This is a genomic window from Streptomyces sp. SID13031 (assembly GCF_010548305.1).
Lineage (GTDB): Bacteria > Actinomycetota > Actinomycetes > Propionibacteriales > Kribbellaceae > Kribbella.
In genome coordinates this window covers 173,620-191,120 of sequence record NZ_JAAGLV010000013.1, presented here as the reverse complement: position 1 = coordinate 191,120, position 17,501 = coordinate 173,620, and the positions used below count along the sequence as shown (strand labels likewise).

Sequence of the window (17,501 nt, the reverse complement as noted above, 5' to 3'; positions counted from 1 at the left end):
GAAAGGACGACACCCTCGTCCTTCGGGACGAGATCGGCCGGCGAACAGACACGGCCACAGGGAGCACGGCGTCATTCCGGGTAGAGAGATTCCGCCCCCGGGAGGTTCGACGTGCGCCGTGTGGTGTTCCGGTTGTTCGGCTGGGCCCTGGCCCTGTTCTTCGTGCTGGTCATCACGGTTGTGGCCGCGTTCTTCATCGGCTACCAGCGGACCGACATCCCGCAGGTGAACGAGGAGTTCCGGGCGAACACGACGATCGTCACCTACGCCGACGGCACGACCCAGCTCGGCTCGTTCTACGAGCAGAACCGCAAGTCGGTGCCGCTGAGCGAGATACCGAAGCTGGTCCAGGACGCGGTGATCGCCGCCGAGGACCGCAGTTTCTGGACCAACCCCGGCATCTCCCTGCCCGGGATGGCGCGAGCCGCCCTGGCGATTGCCCGCGGCAAGCAGTTGCAGGGCGGCTCGACGATCACCCAGCAGTACGTGAAAATCATGTACCTGACCCAGGAACGCACGATGTCGCGCAAGCTCGACGAGCTGTTCATCGCCACCAAGGTGAGCCGCACGCAGGACAAGAAAACGATCCTGGAGAACTACCTGAACACCATCTACTTCGGCGAGGGCGCCTACGGTATCCGGGCCGCCGGCCAGGTGTACTTCGGCGTCGACCATCCGAAGGACCTGACCGCACCGCAGGCGGCGTACCTGGCGACCGTGCTCAACAACCCGACCTGGTTCGACTCCGACAACCCGGCCGCCGCCGGCCGCACGCTGGCCCGGTTGCGCTACGTGCTGCACGGCATGGCGGAGATGGGGACGATCAGAGCCGGCGAGGAAGCGAAGTACCGGAAGTCCCTTCCAGCATTGACGAAACGTCCCAAAGGCAACCGGTACTCCGGTCCGACTGGGTACCTGCTCGATCTCGCGCGCCGCGAACTGGCGCAGTACGGGTTCGAAGGGGATCGACTCAGCGGGGGTGGATTGCGGGTGATTACCACCTTCGACCGCACCCTTCAGCAGCACGCGGTCGCGGCCGTCGCGGCGGGGACTCCCCCCGGCGTCCCTGAGCCGCAGATCGCGCTGGCATCGGTGCGGCCGGGCACGGGCGAGGTGGTCGCGCTGGTCGGCGGTCGCGACTTCCTGAAGAACCAGCAGAACTGGGCCACCACCAAGGCACCGCCGTCCACGCTGCTCCGGCCTTTCGCGCTGGCCGGTGGATCCACGGGCAAGGACCTCGACCGCCAGTACTTCGATCTGGTCGACGCCCGCCGAGGCGAGCTCATCTCGACGGCGGCGGAATCGGCCGGGATCCCACGCATTCCCAAGGCCGATCGGGCAGCACCCGGGCTCGGGCCGGATCCGCTGGCCTCACCGCTCGACCTAGCCGTTGCCTATGGCACCTTTGCCGCCGACGGCCGGCGAGCGCGGCCACACGTGATCAAGGAGGTCAGGGACTCGCACGGCAAGGTGCTCTGGTCCGCCGGCAAGCAGCCGGACCTGCGTCCCGTGCAAGCACTGAGGCCGGAGGCAGCGCGTGATATCGACGCCGTTCTGCTCGGCGGCAAGGGTGCGAGCGCGACCGGATTGAGCATCGAGAAGCGTCGGTTCAACAAGAAGTGTGGTTGCAAGAAATACAAGGGCGCCCAGGACACGGTGGCCAGTTGGTGGATCGGTTACACACCCGAGCTGTCGACCGCAGTCCTCTACCGAGCAGGCAAGTTGGGTGAGTCAGACCTCGGCAAGACCTTCACCAGCGACGGCTGGCCGATCGCCACCTGGTCGGCGTACGCGCAACAGCCGGTCAAACTAGCAGCGCGAGAAGTGCCGCAGCGATGACGAGCTGGATGCCCGCTGAGGTCGCGCGGCGCTTCGGCCGCTCGGACCTCAGCCAGGTGAGCTGCGGCCAGGCCCAGCCGGAGTACGCGGTGGCGGCGGCCATCAGGGCGAGGGCGATCAGCCAGAGCCAGGGTGGCAGGGATTGCCAGTCGGTGATCGTCCGGGCGAGGAGCAGGAAGATGATGCCGGCCGCGAGCACGACCAGCAGGTCGAGGCGGTCGCGGAGCTTCCGGGCATGGATCTGCCAGAGCGCGATCAGCGGGTAGCCGATCGCGAGGGCGAAAGCGAGGTATTTCATCGTTGCTCCGCCAGGAGCTCGGTGGCGAAGTCGTCGACGCTGATGGCCACGTCGGACAGGACGACCACCGCCCGCTTCTTCTCCAGGTCCAGGCCGACGAAGGAGCGATAACCGCCGGTACCACCGTCATGCCAGACCATCTTGCGGTCGGTGCCGGTCAGTGAGCTGGTGAGCCAGAACATGCCGATCTGATCGCCTTCTTCGCTGTCACCGCTCTCGAAGGCTCTCCGAGGCGCGAGCGCTTCGACACCGTTGCCCCGCAGCAACGACTGCACGAGCAGCGAGAGGTCGCCTGCGCTGGAGACGATCCCACCGGCCGGAGCGTAGCCATCCTGGATCCACGGGTCCTCCTTGCGGCCGCCTGAGCTGTAGCCGTCCGGAGCCGCTTCCTTGGCGGTGGCGGGCACGCTGGTCTCCTGCAGGTCGAGTGGCTGGAGGATCCGTTCCCGGAGCAGATCTGGGTAGCTCTTGCCGGCTTTGCGTGCGAGGGCCTGGCCGAGCAGGGCAGCGCCGACATTCGAGTACGCCGGTTTGCCGCGGCCGCCCGCGTCGGCTTTCGCCTGGCCGATCAGCTCATCGACGGTGTACGGGTAGGGGTTGCTCCCGTCGAGATTGACCAGGAGTCCGCGCGCGACGTCCAGGGGCTTCGTCGAGGTTCTCGGGAGGCCGGAGTAGTGGGTCGCGAGATCTTCCAGGGTCGCGGTGGCGACCTCGGCGTCGCCCAGCGGAAGGAGGGTCCCGACCTGATCGTCGAGTTTCACCTCACCGCGGCGTACCGAGTCGGCGAGCAGCAGGCCGGTGAAGCCCTTGCTGACCGAACCGATCTCGAAAGGGCTGTGCTCGTTGGCACCCCGGCCGGCGAACGTCAGCGAGTTGTCGCCGATGACAACTACCTCGAGGCGGTGCCCGGGGCTGTTGTAGTGCTGGTCGATGTAGGCCTGGAGCTTGGCGTCACCCGTCTGGGCTGCCACCAGCTCGAGCGACCGCGGCCTGAGCAGCCAGCCTCCGGCCACGACGGCGAGTGCGACCAGTACAGCGATCCCCGCACTTAATGACCCCGCTCTAAATGAAACTTTCACGGCTTACCTCTGCAGGGCTTCCAGGATTGCCAGAAGGGCGACCACTCGGGGTGGTGGGACGGCGAAGGTACCGCGACTCGGACTGTGGAGCCACCCCTCAGCCGTCAGTTGCCGTAGGTGGTGATAGATCTGCCCGCTCGTCCCCAGCCCGTCGACCTCGCTCAACGCGCTGACGGTGGCCCGCCCCCGGACGATCTCCTGCAACAACGTCAGCCGCACCGGATTCCCCAATGCGGCCAGTACTCCGGCCAGCGAGGCCCAGCCGTCCCGCTCTGCCAGTTGCGGCCCGGCGCGCTCCGCCTCGGCCAGTACGGCCTCGGTGCCCTCCGGGCCTGTGGACAACGCGGCGGATTCGAGCGCGGCGATGCGCCTCTCCAGCTCTGCGAGCCGGTTATCCACAGCCTTCTCCACATTGTGGATAGTACGTAGTTACGTAGCTATTGCAAGTACCGCCAGACGTAGGGTGGCGAGGTGCGTGATGACGAGGTGCCTGGGTGGTGGCAGCGGCTCGGGCTCGACGGGCTGGTGGACGTGCATGTGCACTTCCTGCCGGATCGCGTGATGGATGCCGTCTGGGGCTACTTCGACCAGGCGGAGAAGCACTACGGCACGCCCTGGCCGGTCACCTACCGGACCTCGGTGGCCGAGCGGCTGAAGACGCTGCAAGACCTCGGCGTACGCCGGTTCCCCGCGCTGGTCTACCCGCACAAGCCCGACATGGCCGCGTCGCTCAACGCCTGGGCGAGGGAGTTCGCGGCGAGTACGCCCGGCTGCGTCTCGAGCGGCACGTTCTATCCCGAGCCCGGCGCGGCGCAGTACGTGAAGGAAGCTCTGGAGCTCGGTACCCGGATCTTCAAGGTGCACGTACAGGTCGGCGACTACGACCCGCGTGACGACGAGCTGGACGCGGCCTGGGGCCAGTTGGCCGAGGCCGGCGTACCAGTTGTCGTGCACTGCGGCTCAGGACCGATCCCCGGCCGCCACACCGGCCCGGGCCCGATGGGCGACGTGCTCCGCAAGCACCCGCGCCTCACCGCCGTCATCGCCCACCTGGGCATGCCGGAGTACGCCGAGCACCTACAGCTGGCCGAGACGTACCCCAACGTCCATCTCGACACCACCATGGCCTGCACCCCGTTCACCGAGGCCCTCGCGCCGTTCCCGCGAGACCTGCTCCCCCGGTACGCCGCCCTGCAGGACCGCGTCGTCCTGGGCTCAGACTTCCCCAACATCCCGTACCAGTACGCGGTGCAGCTGGAAGCGTTGGAGCGCCTGGACCTAGGCGACGCCTGGCTGAGAGCCGTCTGCTGGGAGAACGGCACCCGCCTACTCGGTCGGTAGCTGGGCCGCGAACCAGGCCAGTGTCAGGCTGGTGAGGATGTCGTCCTGGTCGACCAGGAGGTCGACCAACTGGGCGTTCCAGGCGAGTAGGGCGGCGCTCAGGATCAGGGACGAGATCTGCTGGCGCTGGTTGAAGGCGGTGATGTTCTCGTTGAACCAGCGGACCTCGGCGAGCTCCACCGCGTCCAGCCCCCGCAGCTTCGCCTGGGTCTCGGTGACCTCGGTGTACGCCGGTGTCGCGGCCAGGCCGTTGCGGTCGTCTCCCACCCGGTAGTCGTGGTACCCGAGCCGGCACATCAGCTCGTCCCACCCGGCGGCCGTCCGCTGACTCGGTGAGGCTTCGTCGAGCGAGCCCACCAGGGCAGTCCAGGCGATCGACGGGATGACCAGGTGATGGCCGCCCTGCGCCTCGTACGGGATCGCCGTGTCGAGCACGTCCATCACGCCACTCGGCCAGGCGTGCGTCAGCAGGACCGGCTGGGCGTTCGGGCAGGCCGCGCGCAGGTGCAGGAAGTGCACGAACTGCCCGGCGATCTCGGTCGTGAAGTGGTCGTAGGTGTTGAGCCTGCTCTCATGAGCGCGCCAGTCGTAGCCGTTGACCCAGTAGTCGAGCAGGTCGTCGGCATAGGCAGCGGGCACGATCCGGTCGAGTCCGGCCGCGATGTAGTCGCCGCTGGCCCGGAAGCCCCGCAACCGCTGGTACAGGGATTCGAGATCGGCCTGCGGCACCCGCAGCCGTAGCCGCCGAATCTCCGCGGTGCGCTCAGTGGTCACCCATCAACCTCGTCATCTCCCCAGCTAGGCCTCATCTCCGATCAGCATGATGCTTGCGGCATCCAATTAGTTCGGCTCGATCCGACATTTGCACGTTCCTGCAACTGTTGGTGACCCCGGCCGATCCATTGCCGACGCTCATTCCAACGTTGTACTGTCGTTGCGACCGCCCCTCCAGCTTCCGGGAGCCCTCGATGCCCACCCCTCAGCAGCACCCAGAGCAGCCCCGCCCCGAGCACCCCCGGCCGCAGTTCACCCGCCCGGACTGGCTCAACCTCAACGGCGAGTGGCAGTTCGAGATCGACCGGTCCGACTCGGGCCTGGAGCGTGGCGTCCGCGACCGTGAACTGCTGCAGCGGATCACCGTGCCGTTCGCGCCGGAGTCCGAGCTGTCCGGGATCGAGAACGTCGACTTCCTCGAGGCGGTCTGGTACCGGACGACCGTGACGATCCCGGCCGGCTGGGCCGGCAACGACGCCGTCCTGCACTTCCAGGCCGTCGACCACGACGCCACCGTCTGGGTGAACGGCGTCGAGGTGGTCCGGCACCGCGGCGGCTTCACCCCGTTCAGCGCCCCACTCGCCGGCGTCGCCGCGCCGGGCGACGAGGCCACGATCGTGGTCCGCGCGCGCGACACCCGGTACGGCGTACAGGCGCGTGGCAAGCAGTCCCAGCCGTACTTCAACGCCGATTGCCACTACACCCGGACCACCGGGATCTGGCAGACCGTGTGGCTGGAGGCGGTCCCGTCGGTGCACCTGAACCGGCCGCGGATCACTCCCGACGTTGCCGGCTCCTGCTTCCACGTGTCCGTGCCTCTCTCGGCCAACAAGCCGGGCTGGAAGGTTCGCGCCGTCCTGTCCGACGATGCCGGCGAGGTCGTCGCCGCCGAGGTCCGGGCGGATCTCGATCTGGCTCCGCGGCTCGTCCTCGCACTACCGGCTGATCGCGTGCGCCTCTGGGACACCGTCGATCCCCACCTGTACGGCGTCCGGCTGGAGCTGATCGATGCCGACGGCAACATCGTCGACGCGGCCGACAGCTACGCCGGACTTCGATCCGTGTCGATCAACGGCCAGGCGGTGCTGATCAACGGCAAGCACGTGTTCCAGCGACTCGTGCTCGACCAGGGCTACTGGCCCGAGAGCCTGATGACGGCGCCGTCCGAAGCCGCACTGGTGGCCGACATCGAGCTGGGCCTGGCCGCCGGATTCAACGGCGCGCGGCTGCACCAGAAGGTGTTCGAGGAGCGCTTCCTCTACCACGCGGACCGCCTGGGCTACCTGGTTTGGGGCGAGTTCGGCGACTGGGGTGCAGGTGTCGCCGGTACCGGGGACGACAACCAGCAGCCGACCGCATCGTTCGTGACGCAGTGGCTGGAGGCCGTCGAGCGCGACTACAACCACCCTTCGATCGTCGGCTGGTGCCCGCTGAACGAGACGCACCAGCTGCTGCACGACCGCATCACCCAGCTCGACGACGTGACCCGGGCGATGTTCCTGGCCACCAAGGCGGCTGACGCGACCCGGCCGGTCCTCGATTCCTCGGGCTACTCCCACCGCGTGCCGGAGACGGACATCTGGGACTCGCACAACTACGAGCAGGACCCGATCGAGTTCGGGAAGCAGATGGCCGGCCTCGCCGACGGTTCGCCGTACGGGAACAAGGGCGGGCCGGACGAGCGCCCGATCTCGCAGGACTACAACGGGCAGCCGTACTTCTGCAGCGAGTTCGGCGGGATCTGGTGGAACCCCGAGGCCGCCCAGGCCTCCGGCAACGACAACACCCAGTCGTGGGGCTACGGCCAGCGGGTGAAGGACGAGGCGGACTTCTACGACCGCTTCGCCGGCCTGGTCGACGTGCTGCTCGACAACCCGTTGATGTTCGGCTACTGCTACACGCAGCTGACCGACGTCTTCCAGGAAGAGAACGGCATCTACCGCTTCGACCGCAGCACCAAACTCGACGTCCCCCGGATCAAGGACCTCCAGACCCGCGCCGCGGCGTACGAGAAGTAGGTCTTCACAGCACCAGAACGGTGCCGTCGGGTGGGATCTTCACGCCTGCCGCCCGGATTCCGGCGTACTGCGAAGTCGCCGGGTCCAGGGCGGGGTTGGTGTTGTTGAGGTGCGTGTAGGCCCAGGCCGTGCCCGGTTGCGCGGCGCTGAGCTTGCGGATGCGCTCCAGGCTGGCCTCGATCGGCAGGTGTCCCATCACGGTCTGCGCCTTGGCGGTGGAATCGGCCTTGTCCGCCATCTCACCACCGTCATGGAAAGTGCCGTCCAGTACTACGTACGCCGCGCCGTCCACGAACTCGTCGAACCCATCCGGCCAGGTCGCCAGGCAGGGCGCGTAGACGAGCACGCCACCAGTGGCCGGATCCTCGAAGCGATAGGCGACCACCCACGGATCGCCGGTCGTGCTGGTCACGTACTTCGGCTGCTTGTTGCTAACAGCAAGCACTTTGACGCGGAGGCCGGCCAGGTACTGATCCGACCCGACCGTTGACCAGGTCCAGGCGCCGTACTTGCTCAACGTCGACCGGACATCCTTCAACGCCTGAAGGACAGCAGGCGGCGCGAACACCTCGAGGCCGACGCCCTCGCGCAGCATCATCAACCCCAGCGTGTGATCCAGCTCGGCATCGGTCAGGAAGACTCCCTTGATCGGCGTTTCGCGCGGGCCCGGCCCAGCCCGAAGCTCTTTGGTGGCGAGGATCTGCGCGCGGATGTCGGGCGACGCGTTCACGAGGTACCAGCCGTTGCCGTCAGCACTGATCGCGAGCCCGTCCTGAGTGCGCGGGACGAGCCCCGGGTCGGAGCAGGTCGGGCAGGCGCAGTTCCATTGCGGGAAGCCACCACCGGCGGCGGTCCCGAGCAGGATCGCCCTCATCCGCGCATCTCGAACTCGGCCTGTTTGACCGGCGTCCGCAGGATCAGGTCGACCAGCTCGCGATCGGGCGACTTCTTGCAGACCGGATCGGTCGCGGCGCCGTCGCCGGTCAGCAGGAATGCTTGACACCGGCAACCACCGTGATCGAGCCCGCGCCGGTCACAGCTCCGGCAGGTGTCGCTCATCCAGTCCTCGCCGCGATAGGCGTTGAACGACTCCGAGCCGTACCAGATCTCGTGCAGCGACTTGGTGGTCGCGTTGTCGAGCTTCAGCGTCTCGATCGCACTGGCCGCCGGGCACGGGAGCACCGTCCCATCAGGCGCGATGGTCAACTGCCGGGCACCCCAGCCGTACATGCACGGCTTCGGATACTCCTCGTAGTAGTCGGCGACGACGTAGATGACTTGCATCCGCCCTTTCAGCCGATCAATGGCAGCCCGTACCACCGGAGCCGCGGTTTCGAGTTGATCCTTGGTCGGCATCAACTGGTCGCGGTTGCGCAGCGCCCAGCCGTAGTACTGGGTGTTGGCCAGCTCCAGCCGGTCGGCGCCCATCTGCTCGGCGAGGGCGATGATGCCTTCGAGCTGGTCGTGGTTGGCGCGGTGCAGGACGACGTTGACGCTGAGCGGGAGGCCGGTGCGCTTGATCAGCTCGGCGGCGACGAGCTTGTGGTGATGAGCGCGGGTGCCGGCGATCTTGTTGGCGCGCTCGGCGTCGGCCGCCTGGACCGAGAGCTGGATGTGCGACAACCCCTTGTCCACGAGCGTGGTGAGCCTGGCTTCCGTGAGGCCGAGGCCACTGGTGACGAGGTTGACGTAGGCGCCGAGGCCGGCGGTGTGCTCGATCAGCTCTGGGAGATCCGGGCGGCCGAGCGGTTCGCCGCCGGAGAAGTGCACCTGGAGGACGCCGAGCTCGCGTGCCTGGCTGAGAATCTCCTTCCACTGCCCGGTGTTCAGCTCCTGATCACGTTGCAGGAGTTCGAGCGGGTTGGAGCAGTACGGGCAGTGCAGCGGACAGCGATGGGTCAGCTCCGCCGTCAGCCCGAGAGGCGCCTCCGTCATGACCACTCCACCACCTGTCGATCGGCGAGCCGGGTGAGGATGTCGACGACCTGTTGCGCCTGGACGCCGTCGTACTGGTTGCTCAGGGCAAGAGTGATCTGCTCGACGTCAGACTCGCCGTCGCACAGCTGGAGGATGGCGGTCGCCGTCGGATTGGGAACGAGGACGCCTTCGGGGTACAGGAGGACCTGGATGTCCCTGGTGTGGTCGTAGGTCAATCGCACGCCACGTTTGAGGCGCGGCTTCACTGCTTGGGGATTCACTGCTTGGGGATTCACTGCTTGGCCGCCGCTCGCTCGATGCCGTCGAGGATGGACCAGAGCACGTCGCACTTGAAGGACAGCGCAGCGATCGCGGCGTCCTGCTGTTCGCGGGTGACGCAGTACTCGACGACCAGGTCGAGGGTCGCCTGCCCTTCACCCGAGACCGCGTCGATCCGGTTGGTGAAGTAGGCCAGGTCTTCGGCGCGAATCCACTCGTATGCAGTGAGCATGTCCACGACGCGCTGCTTCATCAGGTGCCCGGAGAACATCTCGGTCAGGCCGGAGGCGACGGCCTCGACCCACGGCTTGGTGCGCGCGAAGCTGACATAGGCGTCGACGGCGAACCGTACGCCAGGCGCTAGGTGGCGCTCGTCGAGGACTTCCTCGCGGGTCAGCCCGACCGCCTCGCACAGGCGCAGCCAGCGCTCGAGTCCACCATCCTTGCCGTCCGCACCGGGCTTGCCGGGCTTGCCGGGCTTGCCGTCGTGGTAGATGATGCGGTCGAGCCACTGGCGGCGGACGTGCGGCAGCGGGCAGTTGCTGATGATCGCCGCGTCCTTCTGCGGGATCATGCTCTGGTAGTACCAGCGGTTGGCCGCCCACAGGCGCAACTCCCGCTCGTCCAGGTCGCCGGCGTGCAGGCGCCGGTGGAACGGGTGCGTTCCCCAGTACCGGTACGACAGCCCGCGTAACGCGGCGGTGAATTCCTCGGCATTCAACGTGGACACGCAGCCTCCGCCTCACAATGGAACGCCACAAATGGAACTGGGCATGGAGAAATGCCTTGTGGCGGAACTGTTCAGGGGAAAACGAGAAAACAGGGGCCTGCTGGGCAGGCCCCTGTCACCGGTATCTCAGTCGACCCGGGCCGCGTAGGAAGTGACCTCGGTCGGGGTCTCGAACTCGAGGAAATCAGGGGCGATCCAGGCTTCGCGCTGGGTAGTTTCCACCATGGGGTGCTCCTTGCGATCATGACGGGGGGCGCCGTCTTCGCTGACCCGGCCCGGCAGGGCCGGGAATCTGCAAGATAAGACTTACAAAGGGACTTTTACTAGCCCTGTCCCGCCCCTTGGAATGCGCATACCGCACGAATTCCAGATTGTAAACCGGTCAGAGCGTGCCGGTGAGCAGCTGCAGACCGAGGCTGCTGAGTGCTACCGACATCCACAACAAGGCACCGAGTGCGAGCGGCCGCCAGCCGGCCTTGCGGAGTTCGCTCGGCCGCATCGACAGGCCGATGGCCACCAGGGCCGAGGTGATCAGGAAGGTGCCCACCAGTGACAGCGTGTCCTGCCACGCGTTCGGTACAAGTCCGGCACTTCGCAACCCCGCAGCCGCGACGAATCCGATCAGGAACAACGGAACCATCCGCCGCCACGGCAAGCCGGGGGCGTGCCCGATCGCGGAGGCAGCCTCCCCGCTTGCTGCGCCGACGCGGTTCGCCGTGGCCAGGCGATTGGCAGTGCGCGCCTCGCGGCGGGACTTGAGGATCACCAGGCCGATGACGATCGGGATGAGCATCAGGGAGCGGGTGAGCTTGACCACCAGGGCTTGGTCGCCGGCTTCTTGGCTGTAGGTGTAGCCCGCGGCAACTACCGATGAGGTGTCGTTGATCGCAGTACCGGCCCAGAGACCGAAGGCTTGGGCGTCGAGGCCGAGCAGGTGGCCGAGCGGCGGGAACGCGAGCACCGCGACCACGTTGAAGGTGAAGATCGTGGCCAGCGCGTATGCCACCGACGAGCGCTTCGCCCCGATCGCGGCGGTGGCAGCGGCGATCGCCGACGCCCCGCAGATCGCAGTACCGACTCCGATCAGCGTCTGGGTGTCGCCGCGCACTCCGAGCAGCCGCCCGAACAGCCAGGCGCCGCCGAGCGCGACCGTCAGCGTCCCCAGCATCACGGGCAGCGAGTCGCTACCAACCCGGACCACCTGCTGAAGGGACAGCCCGGTGCCCAGTACGACGATCGACAGCTGCAGCAATGTCTTGGAGGCGAACTCATACCCCGGGCGCGACCAGGAGCCGCGCAGCGTGGGCACGAGCACCCCGGCCAGGACGCCGAGCACGATCCCGAAGACGGGCCCGCCGATCACCGGCACCAACCGCCCGAGCGGCACCGCGGCCGCCGCCAGCGTGAGCACCACCAACAAGCCGGGGACACGCTCGATGAAGTGGGGCTTGGACGCGGGTTCGGTCTCGACAACAGCCGGTGACCTAACCTCAACGTGCACCACGAGCGGTCCTCCTGACGGAAATGTGCGTACATTTAAGTTAGGAGATGACCGGACATTTGGCAAGCCGGGATCGACCAGAGAGGTCCGGATGAGCGACCGCAAGCTGGATCGCAGCGGCAAACAGCCGCTGTGGAAGCAGCTGCAGCACGAGCTGGTACGCCGCCTCCGGGCCGGCGAGTTCGACGACCTGTTCCCTGGCGAGCTGGTGCTGGTGGAGGAGTACCAGGTGAGCCGGCATACCGTCCGCCAGGCGCTCGGCAAGCTCCGGGCCGACGGGCTGATCGTCGCCGAGCGTGGGCGCCAGCCACGAGTCGCCAGCTCGCCGGAGATCCGGCAGCCGATGGGTGCGCTCTACAGTCTCTTCTCCTCGGTGGAGGCGTCGGGTCTGCCGCAGCACAGCGTCGTACGGGCCCTGGACATCCGCGCTGACGGGGTGATCGCCACCAGGCTGGATCTGGAGTCGTCGATCCCACTGCTGTACCTGGAGCGAGTCCGGTTCGCAGGGGACGAGCCGCTGGCGCTGGACCGCGTCTGGCTGCCCGCATCTCTGGCTGGAGGACTCCTGGACGCCGACTTCAGCCACACGAGCCTCTACAACGAGCTGGCCGAGCGCACTGGGCTCCGGCTCGACCACGGCCGCGAGGACATTCGTGCGGTCAACCCGACGCCGGCAGAGCGAGCACTGTTGCACTGCCCGGCCGACGCGGCCGCTTTCTCGATCAACCGGCTGGGGCACGCCCAGGGCCGCAAACTCGAGTGGCGGCACACCGTAGTACGGGGTGATCGGTTTGCCCTGGCTGCGGAGTTCTCTGCGCATGACGGCTATCGGTTGGCGCCGTTGACTGCCGGTGCTGCGCTTTCCTAGCCCTACTGGTCCCAGGACAGCGGGGGCATCCCGTCAGGTCTGCTCGGCGGGCGATAGTCGACTTATGACTACTGATCTTCCCGGGGGCGCCCTCACGCTTGCAGACGATCTCACCATCAGCCGGATGGGCTACGGCGCGATGCAGCTCGCCGGGCCCGGCGTCTTCGGTCCGCCGAAGGACCACGACGAGGCGATCGCCGTACTGCGCACCGTGGTCGAGCTGGGCATCACGCACATCGACACCAGCGACTTCTACGGCCCGACGGTTACCAACGAGCTCATCAAGGAGGCCCTGCATCCGTACGCACCGCATCTGCACCTCGTGACCAAGGTCGGCGCGCGGCGCGCTGCCGACGCGAGCTGGATCCACTCGCTCGAGCCCGACGACCTGAAGGCGCAGGTCCGGGAGAATCTCGAACACCTCGGGCTCGACTCCCTGGACGTCGTCAACCTCCGGGCACCGGGGAACGACAAAGTCACCGAAGGCTCGCTGGCCAAGGAGTTCACCGCGCTGGCCGAGCTGCAGCAGGAGGGGCTGATCAAGCACCTGGGCCTCAGCAGCGTCTCGGACACCCAGCTCACCGAGGCGCAGGCGATCGCCCCGGTCGTCACCGTCCAGAACCTCTACAACCTGGCGCAGCGTGCCGATGACGCACTCGTCGACCGGTGCGCGGACGAGGGCATCGCCTACGCGTCGTACTTCCCGCTCGGCGGCTTCAGCCCGCTGCAGTCGGAGACGCTGACCAAGGTCGCCGCCCGCCTCGGCGCGACCGCCCAGCAGGTCGCACTGGCGTGGCTGCTGCAGCGGTCGGCCACCTTGGTCCTCATCCCCGGTACTTCGTCCGTCGCCCACCTACGCGAGAACTTCGCGGCCGCGTCGCTGGTACTGCCCGAGGACGCCGTTGCCGAGCTGGACACGATCGGCAAGTAGTCCCCATTCCGCCTTTCCGCGGATTCAGTCGGGGACGACCGCGTAGGCCTCGATCTCGATCAGGGCGTCGGGGCGGAACAGCGCGACGACCTGCACCGCAGTACTGGCGGGCGGGTTCGTCGTGTCGATGTGGGCGTCTCGCGCGCTGCGGATGGCGGGCAGGAAGGCGATATCGGTGACATAGAAGTTGAGCTTCACGACGTCGGCGAAGGTCGCCCCGGCCGCGGTCAGGCAGCGTTCGAGGTTGGCGAACACCTGCCGCGCCTGGGCACCGGCGTCGCCCTCGCCGACGAGGTTGCCCTCGGCGTCGAGCGCGACCTGCCCGGCGATCGCGACCCAGCGACCAGGGCCGGTCACGACATGGCTGTACCCGTTGCCCGGGGCGACACCTTCGGGGTTCAGGTGGGTGAGCTGACTCAAGACATCTCCTCCAAGATCTAGACCCCCATCCTCACCCGGCAGCCGACTTGACCTCAACCTCACTCGAACTGGTCTCATGGAGACCATGACCTGGCAGACCGAATCCCTCGACCTCGACGCCTACCTGCTACGGATCGGCCATCCGCGCCCCGAAGCCTCCGTCGAGGCCCTGTACAGCCTGCACGCGGCGCATGTCCGGACGATCCCGTTCGAGAACGTGGATGTCGTCCTCGGCACCCATCCGGGGATCGAGTTCGATGCGATCCAGTCGAAGCTCGTCGGCCGGCAGCGCGGTGGCTACTGCTATGAGCACGCATTGCTCTTCGCCGCCGTCCTGGAGGCGCTCGGCTTCGAGGTCGAGCGCCGGGTCGCGCGAGTCCAGCCGCACCGGCCGGGGCCGCGGACGCACATGTTGCTCCTGGTCCGCATCGACGGGCAGGACTTCCTCGCGGACGTCGGCTTCGGCGCCGGCATGCTGCACCCGATGCCGTTGAAGGACGGCGCCGTCGTCGACCAGGCCGGCTGGGACCACAAGCTCACCGCCGCGGGCGAGTTGTGGACGCTGTCGAAGCAGACCCCGGACGGCTGGGTCCCGATGCATGCCTCCGACAACGAACCGCAACTGCTGATCGACTACAAGGTCTACCACCAGTACATCTCCACCAGTCCCGACTCGCCCTTCAGCACCAAGCTCGTCGTGATGCGCCTCGACGAAGGCATCAGCCGCCGGCTCGTCGGCGACCAGCTCACGATCGAGTACGCCGACGGCCGGACGACGCAGCGCACGGTCGCTCCCGACGAGATCAACGCCGTCCTGAAGGATCTCGACGTCGTCCTCAACGCCGAGGAAGTGGACCGGCTACGGCTCGTTCTCGGAAGTTGAGGTTCGACGCTAGGAGCCGGTCGGTTCGGTGGGTGCCGAACTGTCGGCGAGGCAGGATGGAGGGGTGAACACGTCGACGGAGGGCCAGGAACTCGCCACCTGGGCGAAGATGCTCGCCGACTCCACCAGGGCAACGGTCTGCCTCGCGCTGCTCGACGAACGCGCCTGGACCGCGACCGAGCTCGCCAAGCTGGCGGGGGTTTCGCGGCCGACCATCAGCGAACACCTCAACCTGCTGGTCGACGGCGGGCTGCTCAGCGAAGTACGGCAAGGACGGCACCGGTACGTGAAACTCGCCGGGCCCGAGACGGCCGAGCTGCTGGAAGGCCTTGCGGCGTTGGCTCCTCGGCGTGCGACGAAGGCAACGAGTTTGGCCGGGGCATCGAGAAGGGACGCGTTCGCCCGTGCTCGCACGTGTTACGACCACTTCGCCGGGCGGCTCGGCGTCGCGCTGGCGGATGCGATGACGGAACGCGGCTTGCTCGACTGGTCGGAAGGGGTCGCGCTCACCGGCGACGGGGTCCGTTGGCTCGACGAGCTCGGCATCGTCGTCGAGCCGCGGCGCGGGCGACCCGTAGTACGGGCCTGTCTTGATGTGACTGAGCGGCGACCGCATCTTGCCGGCGCCGCGGGGGCCGCTATGTGCGCACATTCGTTGCTACAGGGGTGGGTAACACGCATCCCCGGCGGCCGAGCACTGCGGGTGACCGGGTCGGTGGAGACTTTGGGCCTGTCTGTTGGCGTTGTGCGAGAACTGGTGGCCAGATCGTGAGACGTGTGACAGGGAACACGCTCCGATGGGCAATTGTCGGTGAAACCGCCTAGCCTTCGGCCATGACTGAGTTCGAGCCCGACACCGAGCTGGTGTCCCGTCTCTCGTTGCCCAGCCACGTGATCGTCCAGGTGGACGGCCAGTGGCGGCGCGGCTGGCTGATCGGCCGCGAGCACGAGGACACGGGATGGATCGGCGTGGTGCAGTACGAGGGCGACGACGGTATCGAGCAAACGGATCGCCTGCCGGCGGACCGGATCGCGCTACCGGAGTCGGACCGACCGACTGAGCGAGCGTCTGCGCAGTAACGCAGTGCACTGAGGTTTAGAGGAGGAGCAGGACGTACGAAGGCCCCCGGGAGCATCCGGGGGCTTTCGTGTGTAACGACGTCGGGGCGCCTCGAGCGACTGACGAGAACCCCGCCCCAGGCCTTCGGGCGGTTAACCTGGGGCAGGATTCTCAGTGGCGTTACACAGTGTGTATCGCTTGTCACCCTCATAGCGTTACAGGTTTCCTGCAAGAATCTGCCGACAGCCGATCGGCAGCCCCGGCGCACGCCTCTGAACGCCGGGGCCTGGAATGACCAATCTCTCGAGCAACCAGTCGCTCCTCGCTCTCAAGTGCCCTTTCGCACGGTGGCCAATCAGTCACAGCGGGGCTGACGGCAACCAGTTTCAGAAGTTCACCGCGAGCAGTACCCGGCCGGACTCGGCGCCGCGGATATCGAGCCCCTTGATCTGGTCGCGATGCAGCTTGGTCGTGGTGGCCGGCTTCACCGTCGTACCGGGTGCGGCCGTCCAGGTCGCGAGCAGCGTCGCCTTGCCGGCGTCGTCGGTGACATAGAGTTCGTAGCCGCGCGCCCGCTCACTCGGCGTCGCCAGCTCGTCGTACCGGCAGCTGATCTCGATCGTCGTCCCCCACGGCTCGTCCACCAGCCGAGCGTCGGCGGTCAGCTTGCTCACCACGGTCTGAGCGAGCACCACGGTGTCACCCGTGGGCTCGTTGCGGGTGAGCGTCCCTTGGATGACTATTCCGGCAACGGCCGCGGTGGCGGCGGTGGCCGCCACCACCGCCGCCAGCCGGTACCGCTTGCGCCGCCGGTCGCGTTGCACACTGCGCACCAGGCCCGGCAACAGGTTCGGCGGTGGAGCGGTGAGCGTCGCCAGCGTCCGGTCGTCCGGCAGTACTGCCAGAGTCCCGGGCACGCCGGCCAGCGACGCCACCTCCGCCGAACACTCCGGGCAGGTGTGCAGGTGCTCCTCGTAGGCCCGTCGATCCTTCGCCGACAAGGCCCCGAGCAGATACGCCGCGTCCCACTCCCGGTACGGGTCACTCATTCCTTCGTCACCCCCCTCTCCTGCAGCGCGAGCTTCAGGGCCCGCAGCCCATAGTGCAATCGCGACTTCACTGTGCCGGCCGGGATGTCGAGCTCCTTGGCGATGTCGGTGACCGTGCGCCGGCCGTAGTACGCGCGCACGATCACCTGCCGATGGTCGTCCGACAACTGCGCCAGCGAGTCGGACACCAGCCACGCGTCGAGTACTGCATTCGCGTGGTCGGCGCTCGGTCTCTCCGGTAAGTCGTCACTGGCTACCTCCCGGGTGACCCGGGCGCTGCGCCGGTCGTCGATGACGAGATTGCGCGCCACCGTGAACAGCCAGGCCCGGGCCCCCGCCTCGTCCTCGGTCAGGATCTGCGGGCGCCGCCACGCCCGCAGCAGGGTCTCCTGAACGACGTCCTCGGCGAACCGGTCGTCCCCGGTCAGCCGGACGACGAACCGCCACAACGAGGGCGCGTGCACGTCGTGCAGCTCCCGCAGCAGCGCCGCGCGGTCGTCGGCCATCGGCGCTC

General features: G+C 67.5%; 21 protein-coding genes. 8 read left to right on the top strand and 13 right to left on the bottom strand.

Annotation, left to right across the window (positions count from 1 at the left end; genetic code table 11):
* The first annotated feature begins 111 nt into the window (after positions 1-111).
* Positions 112-1,839 (top strand): transglycosylase domain-containing protein, encoded by a 1,728-nt coding sequence (locus G3I17_RS25705; RefSeq protein WP_164600154.1) that lies wholly within the window; start codon positions 112-114, stop codon positions 1,837-1,839.
* Here G3I17_RS25705 and G3I17_RS25700 read toward each other — a convergent pair.
* From G3I17_RS25700 to G3I17_RS25690, 3 genes are read right to left on the bottom strand one after another with little or no spacing between them, the layout of a single operon-like run.
* Positions 1,805-2,137 carry a hypothetical protein gene (locus G3I17_RS25700; protein WP_164600153.1) on the bottom strand — a complete coding sequence of 111 codons (333 nt, stop codon included), beginning with the start codon at positions 2,135-2,137 and terminating at the stop codon, positions 1,805-1,807. The genes G3I17_RS25705 and G3I17_RS25700 overlap by 35 nt on opposite strands.
* The gene (locus tag G3I17_RS25695; protein ID WP_164600152.1) at positions 2,134-3,216 is read right to left on the bottom strand and encodes a serine hydrolase domain-containing protein; all 1,083 of its coding nucleotides are present in this window, start codon (positions 3,214-3,216) and stop codon (positions 2,134-2,136) included. The genes G3I17_RS25700 and G3I17_RS25695 overlap by 4 nt, the downstream gene beginning before the upstream one ends.
* Before the next feature lie 3 nt (positions 3,217-3,219).
* On the bottom strand, positions 3,220-3,627 hold the full coding sequence (locus tag G3I17_RS25690) for an ArsR family transcriptional regulator (protein ID WP_343238412.1): 408 nt from the start codon (positions 3,625-3,627) through the stop codon (positions 3,220-3,222).
* 60 nt (positions 3,628-3,687) lie between these two features.
* Here G3I17_RS25690 and G3I17_RS25685 point away from each other — a divergent pair, with 60 nt between their 5' ends.
* The gene (locus G3I17_RS25685) at positions 3,688-4,557 is read left to right on the top strand and encodes an amidohydrolase family protein (protein ID WP_164600151.1); all 870 of its coding nucleotides are present in this window, start codon (positions 3,688-3,690) and stop codon (positions 4,555-4,557) included.
* On the opposite strand, the gene G3I17_RS25680 is transcribed toward G3I17_RS25685, so the two are convergent.
* Positions 4,543-5,331, bottom strand: coding sequence for an epoxide hydrolase N-terminal domain-containing protein (locus G3I17_RS25680; protein WP_164600150.1), 789 nt, complete (start codon positions 5,329-5,331; stop codon positions 4,543-4,545). The genes G3I17_RS25685 and G3I17_RS25680 overlap by 15 nt on opposite strands.
* A 194-nt stretch (positions 5,332-5,525) precedes the next feature.
* Here G3I17_RS25680 and G3I17_RS25675 point away from each other — a divergent pair, with 194 nt between their 5' ends.
* Positions 5,526-7,349 (top strand): sugar-binding domain-containing protein, encoded by a 1,824-nt coding sequence (locus G3I17_RS25675; protein ID WP_164600149.1) that lies wholly within the window; start codon positions 5,526-5,528, stop codon positions 7,347-7,349.
* A gap of 4 nt (positions 7,350-7,353) precedes the next feature.
* Here G3I17_RS25675 and pqqB read toward each other — a convergent pair whose 3' ends face one another.
* The 6 genes from pqqB to G3I17_RS25645 all read right to left on the bottom strand — a co-directional run bounded on the left by pqqB (position 7,354) and on the right by G3I17_RS25645 (position 11,776).
* The gene (pqqB, locus tag G3I17_RS25670) at positions 7,354-8,223 is read right to left on the bottom strand and encodes a pyrroloquinoline quinone biosynthesis protein PqqB (RefSeq protein ID WP_164600148.1); all 870 of its coding nucleotides are present in this window, start codon (positions 8,221-8,223) and stop codon (positions 7,354-7,356) included.
* Positions 8,220-9,284 (bottom strand): pyrroloquinoline quinone biosynthesis protein PqqE, encoded by a 1,065-nt coding sequence (pqqE, locus tag G3I17_RS25665; protein ID WP_164600147.1) that lies wholly within the window; start codon positions 9,282-9,284, stop codon positions 8,220-8,222. The genes pqqB and pqqE overlap by 4 nt, the downstream gene beginning before the upstream one ends.
* Positions 9,281-9,532, bottom strand: coding sequence for a pyrroloquinoline quinone biosynthesis peptide chaperone PqqD (gene pqqD / locus G3I17_RS25660; RefSeq protein WP_343238416.1), 252 nt, complete (start codon positions 9,530-9,532; stop codon positions 9,281-9,283). The genes pqqE and pqqD overlap by 4 nt, the downstream gene beginning before the upstream one ends.
* Positions 9,533-9,558: 26 nt before the next feature.
* Positions 9,559-10,275 carry a pyrroloquinoline-quinone synthase PqqC gene (gene pqqC / locus G3I17_RS25655; RefSeq protein WP_164600145.1) on the bottom strand — a complete coding sequence of 239 codons (717 nt, stop codon included), beginning with the start codon at positions 10,273-10,275 and terminating at the stop codon, positions 9,559-9,561.
* 126 nt (positions 10,276-10,401) lie between these two features.
* Positions 10,402-10,500: a pyrroloquinoline quinone precursor peptide PqqA gene (gene pqqA / locus G3I17_RS25650; protein ID WP_020387832.1), complete on the bottom strand. Its 99-nt coding sequence runs from the start codon at positions 10,498-10,500 to the stop codon at positions 10,402-10,404.
* 157 nt (positions 10,501-10,657) lie between these two features.
* Positions 10,658-11,776 carry a putative sulfate exporter family transporter gene (locus G3I17_RS25645; protein ID WP_164600144.1) on the bottom strand — a complete coding sequence of 373 codons (1,119 nt, stop codon included), beginning with the start codon at positions 11,774-11,776 and terminating at the stop codon, positions 10,658-10,660.
* Positions 11,777-11,867: 91 nt separating this feature from the next.
* Here G3I17_RS25645 and G3I17_RS25640 point away from each other — a divergent pair, with 91 nt between their 5' ends.
* Together G3I17_RS25640 and G3I17_RS25635 are read left to right on the top strand one after the other, a co-directional pair.
* Positions 11,868-12,644 (top strand): GntR family transcriptional regulator, encoded by a 777-nt coding sequence (locus G3I17_RS25640; RefSeq protein WP_164600143.1) that lies wholly within the window; start codon positions 11,868-11,870, stop codon positions 12,642-12,644.
* A gap of 64 nt (positions 12,645-12,708) precedes the next feature.
* Positions 12,709-13,575 (top strand): oxidoreductase, encoded by an 867-nt coding sequence (locus tag G3I17_RS25635; RefSeq protein ID WP_164600142.1) that lies wholly within the window; start codon positions 12,709-12,711, stop codon positions 13,573-13,575.
* Between the two features lie 24 nt (positions 13,576-13,599).
* On the opposite strand, the gene G3I17_RS25630 is transcribed toward G3I17_RS25635, so the two are convergent.
* A complete protein-coding gene (locus tag G3I17_RS25630) occupies positions 13,600-13,995 on the bottom strand; it encodes a RidA family protein (RefSeq protein WP_239062887.1) in 396 nt (131 codons plus the stop codon).
* A gap of 85 nt (positions 13,996-14,080) precedes the next feature.
* Here G3I17_RS25630 and G3I17_RS25625 point away from each other — a divergent pair, with 85 nt between their 5' ends.
* The 3 genes from G3I17_RS25625 (at position 14,081) to G3I17_RS25615 (ending at position 15,958) form a co-directional block, all read left to right on the top strand.
* Positions 14,081-14,878 (top strand): arylamine N-acetyltransferase, encoded by a 798-nt coding sequence (locus G3I17_RS25625; RefSeq protein WP_239062886.1) that lies wholly within the window; start codon positions 14,081-14,083, stop codon positions 14,876-14,878.
* Between the two features lie 64 nt (positions 14,879-14,942).
* Positions 14,943-15,650 (top strand): helix-turn-helix domain-containing protein, encoded by a 708-nt coding sequence (locus tag G3I17_RS25620; protein WP_343238411.1) that lies wholly within the window; start codon positions 14,943-14,945, stop codon positions 15,648-15,650.
* Between the two features lie 62 nt (positions 15,651-15,712).
* Complete coding sequence (locus tag G3I17_RS25615; protein ID WP_164600139.1) at positions 15,713-15,958, top strand: hypothetical protein; 246 nt, start codon at positions 15,713-15,715, stop codon at positions 15,956-15,958.
* A 366-nt stretch (positions 15,959-16,324) separates the two neighbouring features.
* Here G3I17_RS25615 and G3I17_RS25610 read toward each other — a convergent pair whose 3' ends face one another.
* Together G3I17_RS25610 and G3I17_RS25605 are read right to left on the bottom strand one after the other, a co-directional pair.
* A complete protein-coding gene (locus tag G3I17_RS25610; protein ID WP_164600138.1) occupies positions 16,325-16,987 on the bottom strand; it encodes a zf-HC2 domain-containing protein in 663 nt (220 codons plus the stop codon).
* Complete coding sequence (locus G3I17_RS25605) at positions 16,984-17,493, bottom strand: sigma-70 family RNA polymerase sigma factor (protein ID WP_164600137.1); 510 nt, start codon at positions 17,491-17,493, stop codon at positions 16,984-16,986. Before G3I17_RS25605 ends, G3I17_RS25610 begins: the two co-directional genes overlap by 4 nt.
* Between the last annotated feature and the right edge of the window lie 8 nt (positions 17,494-17,501).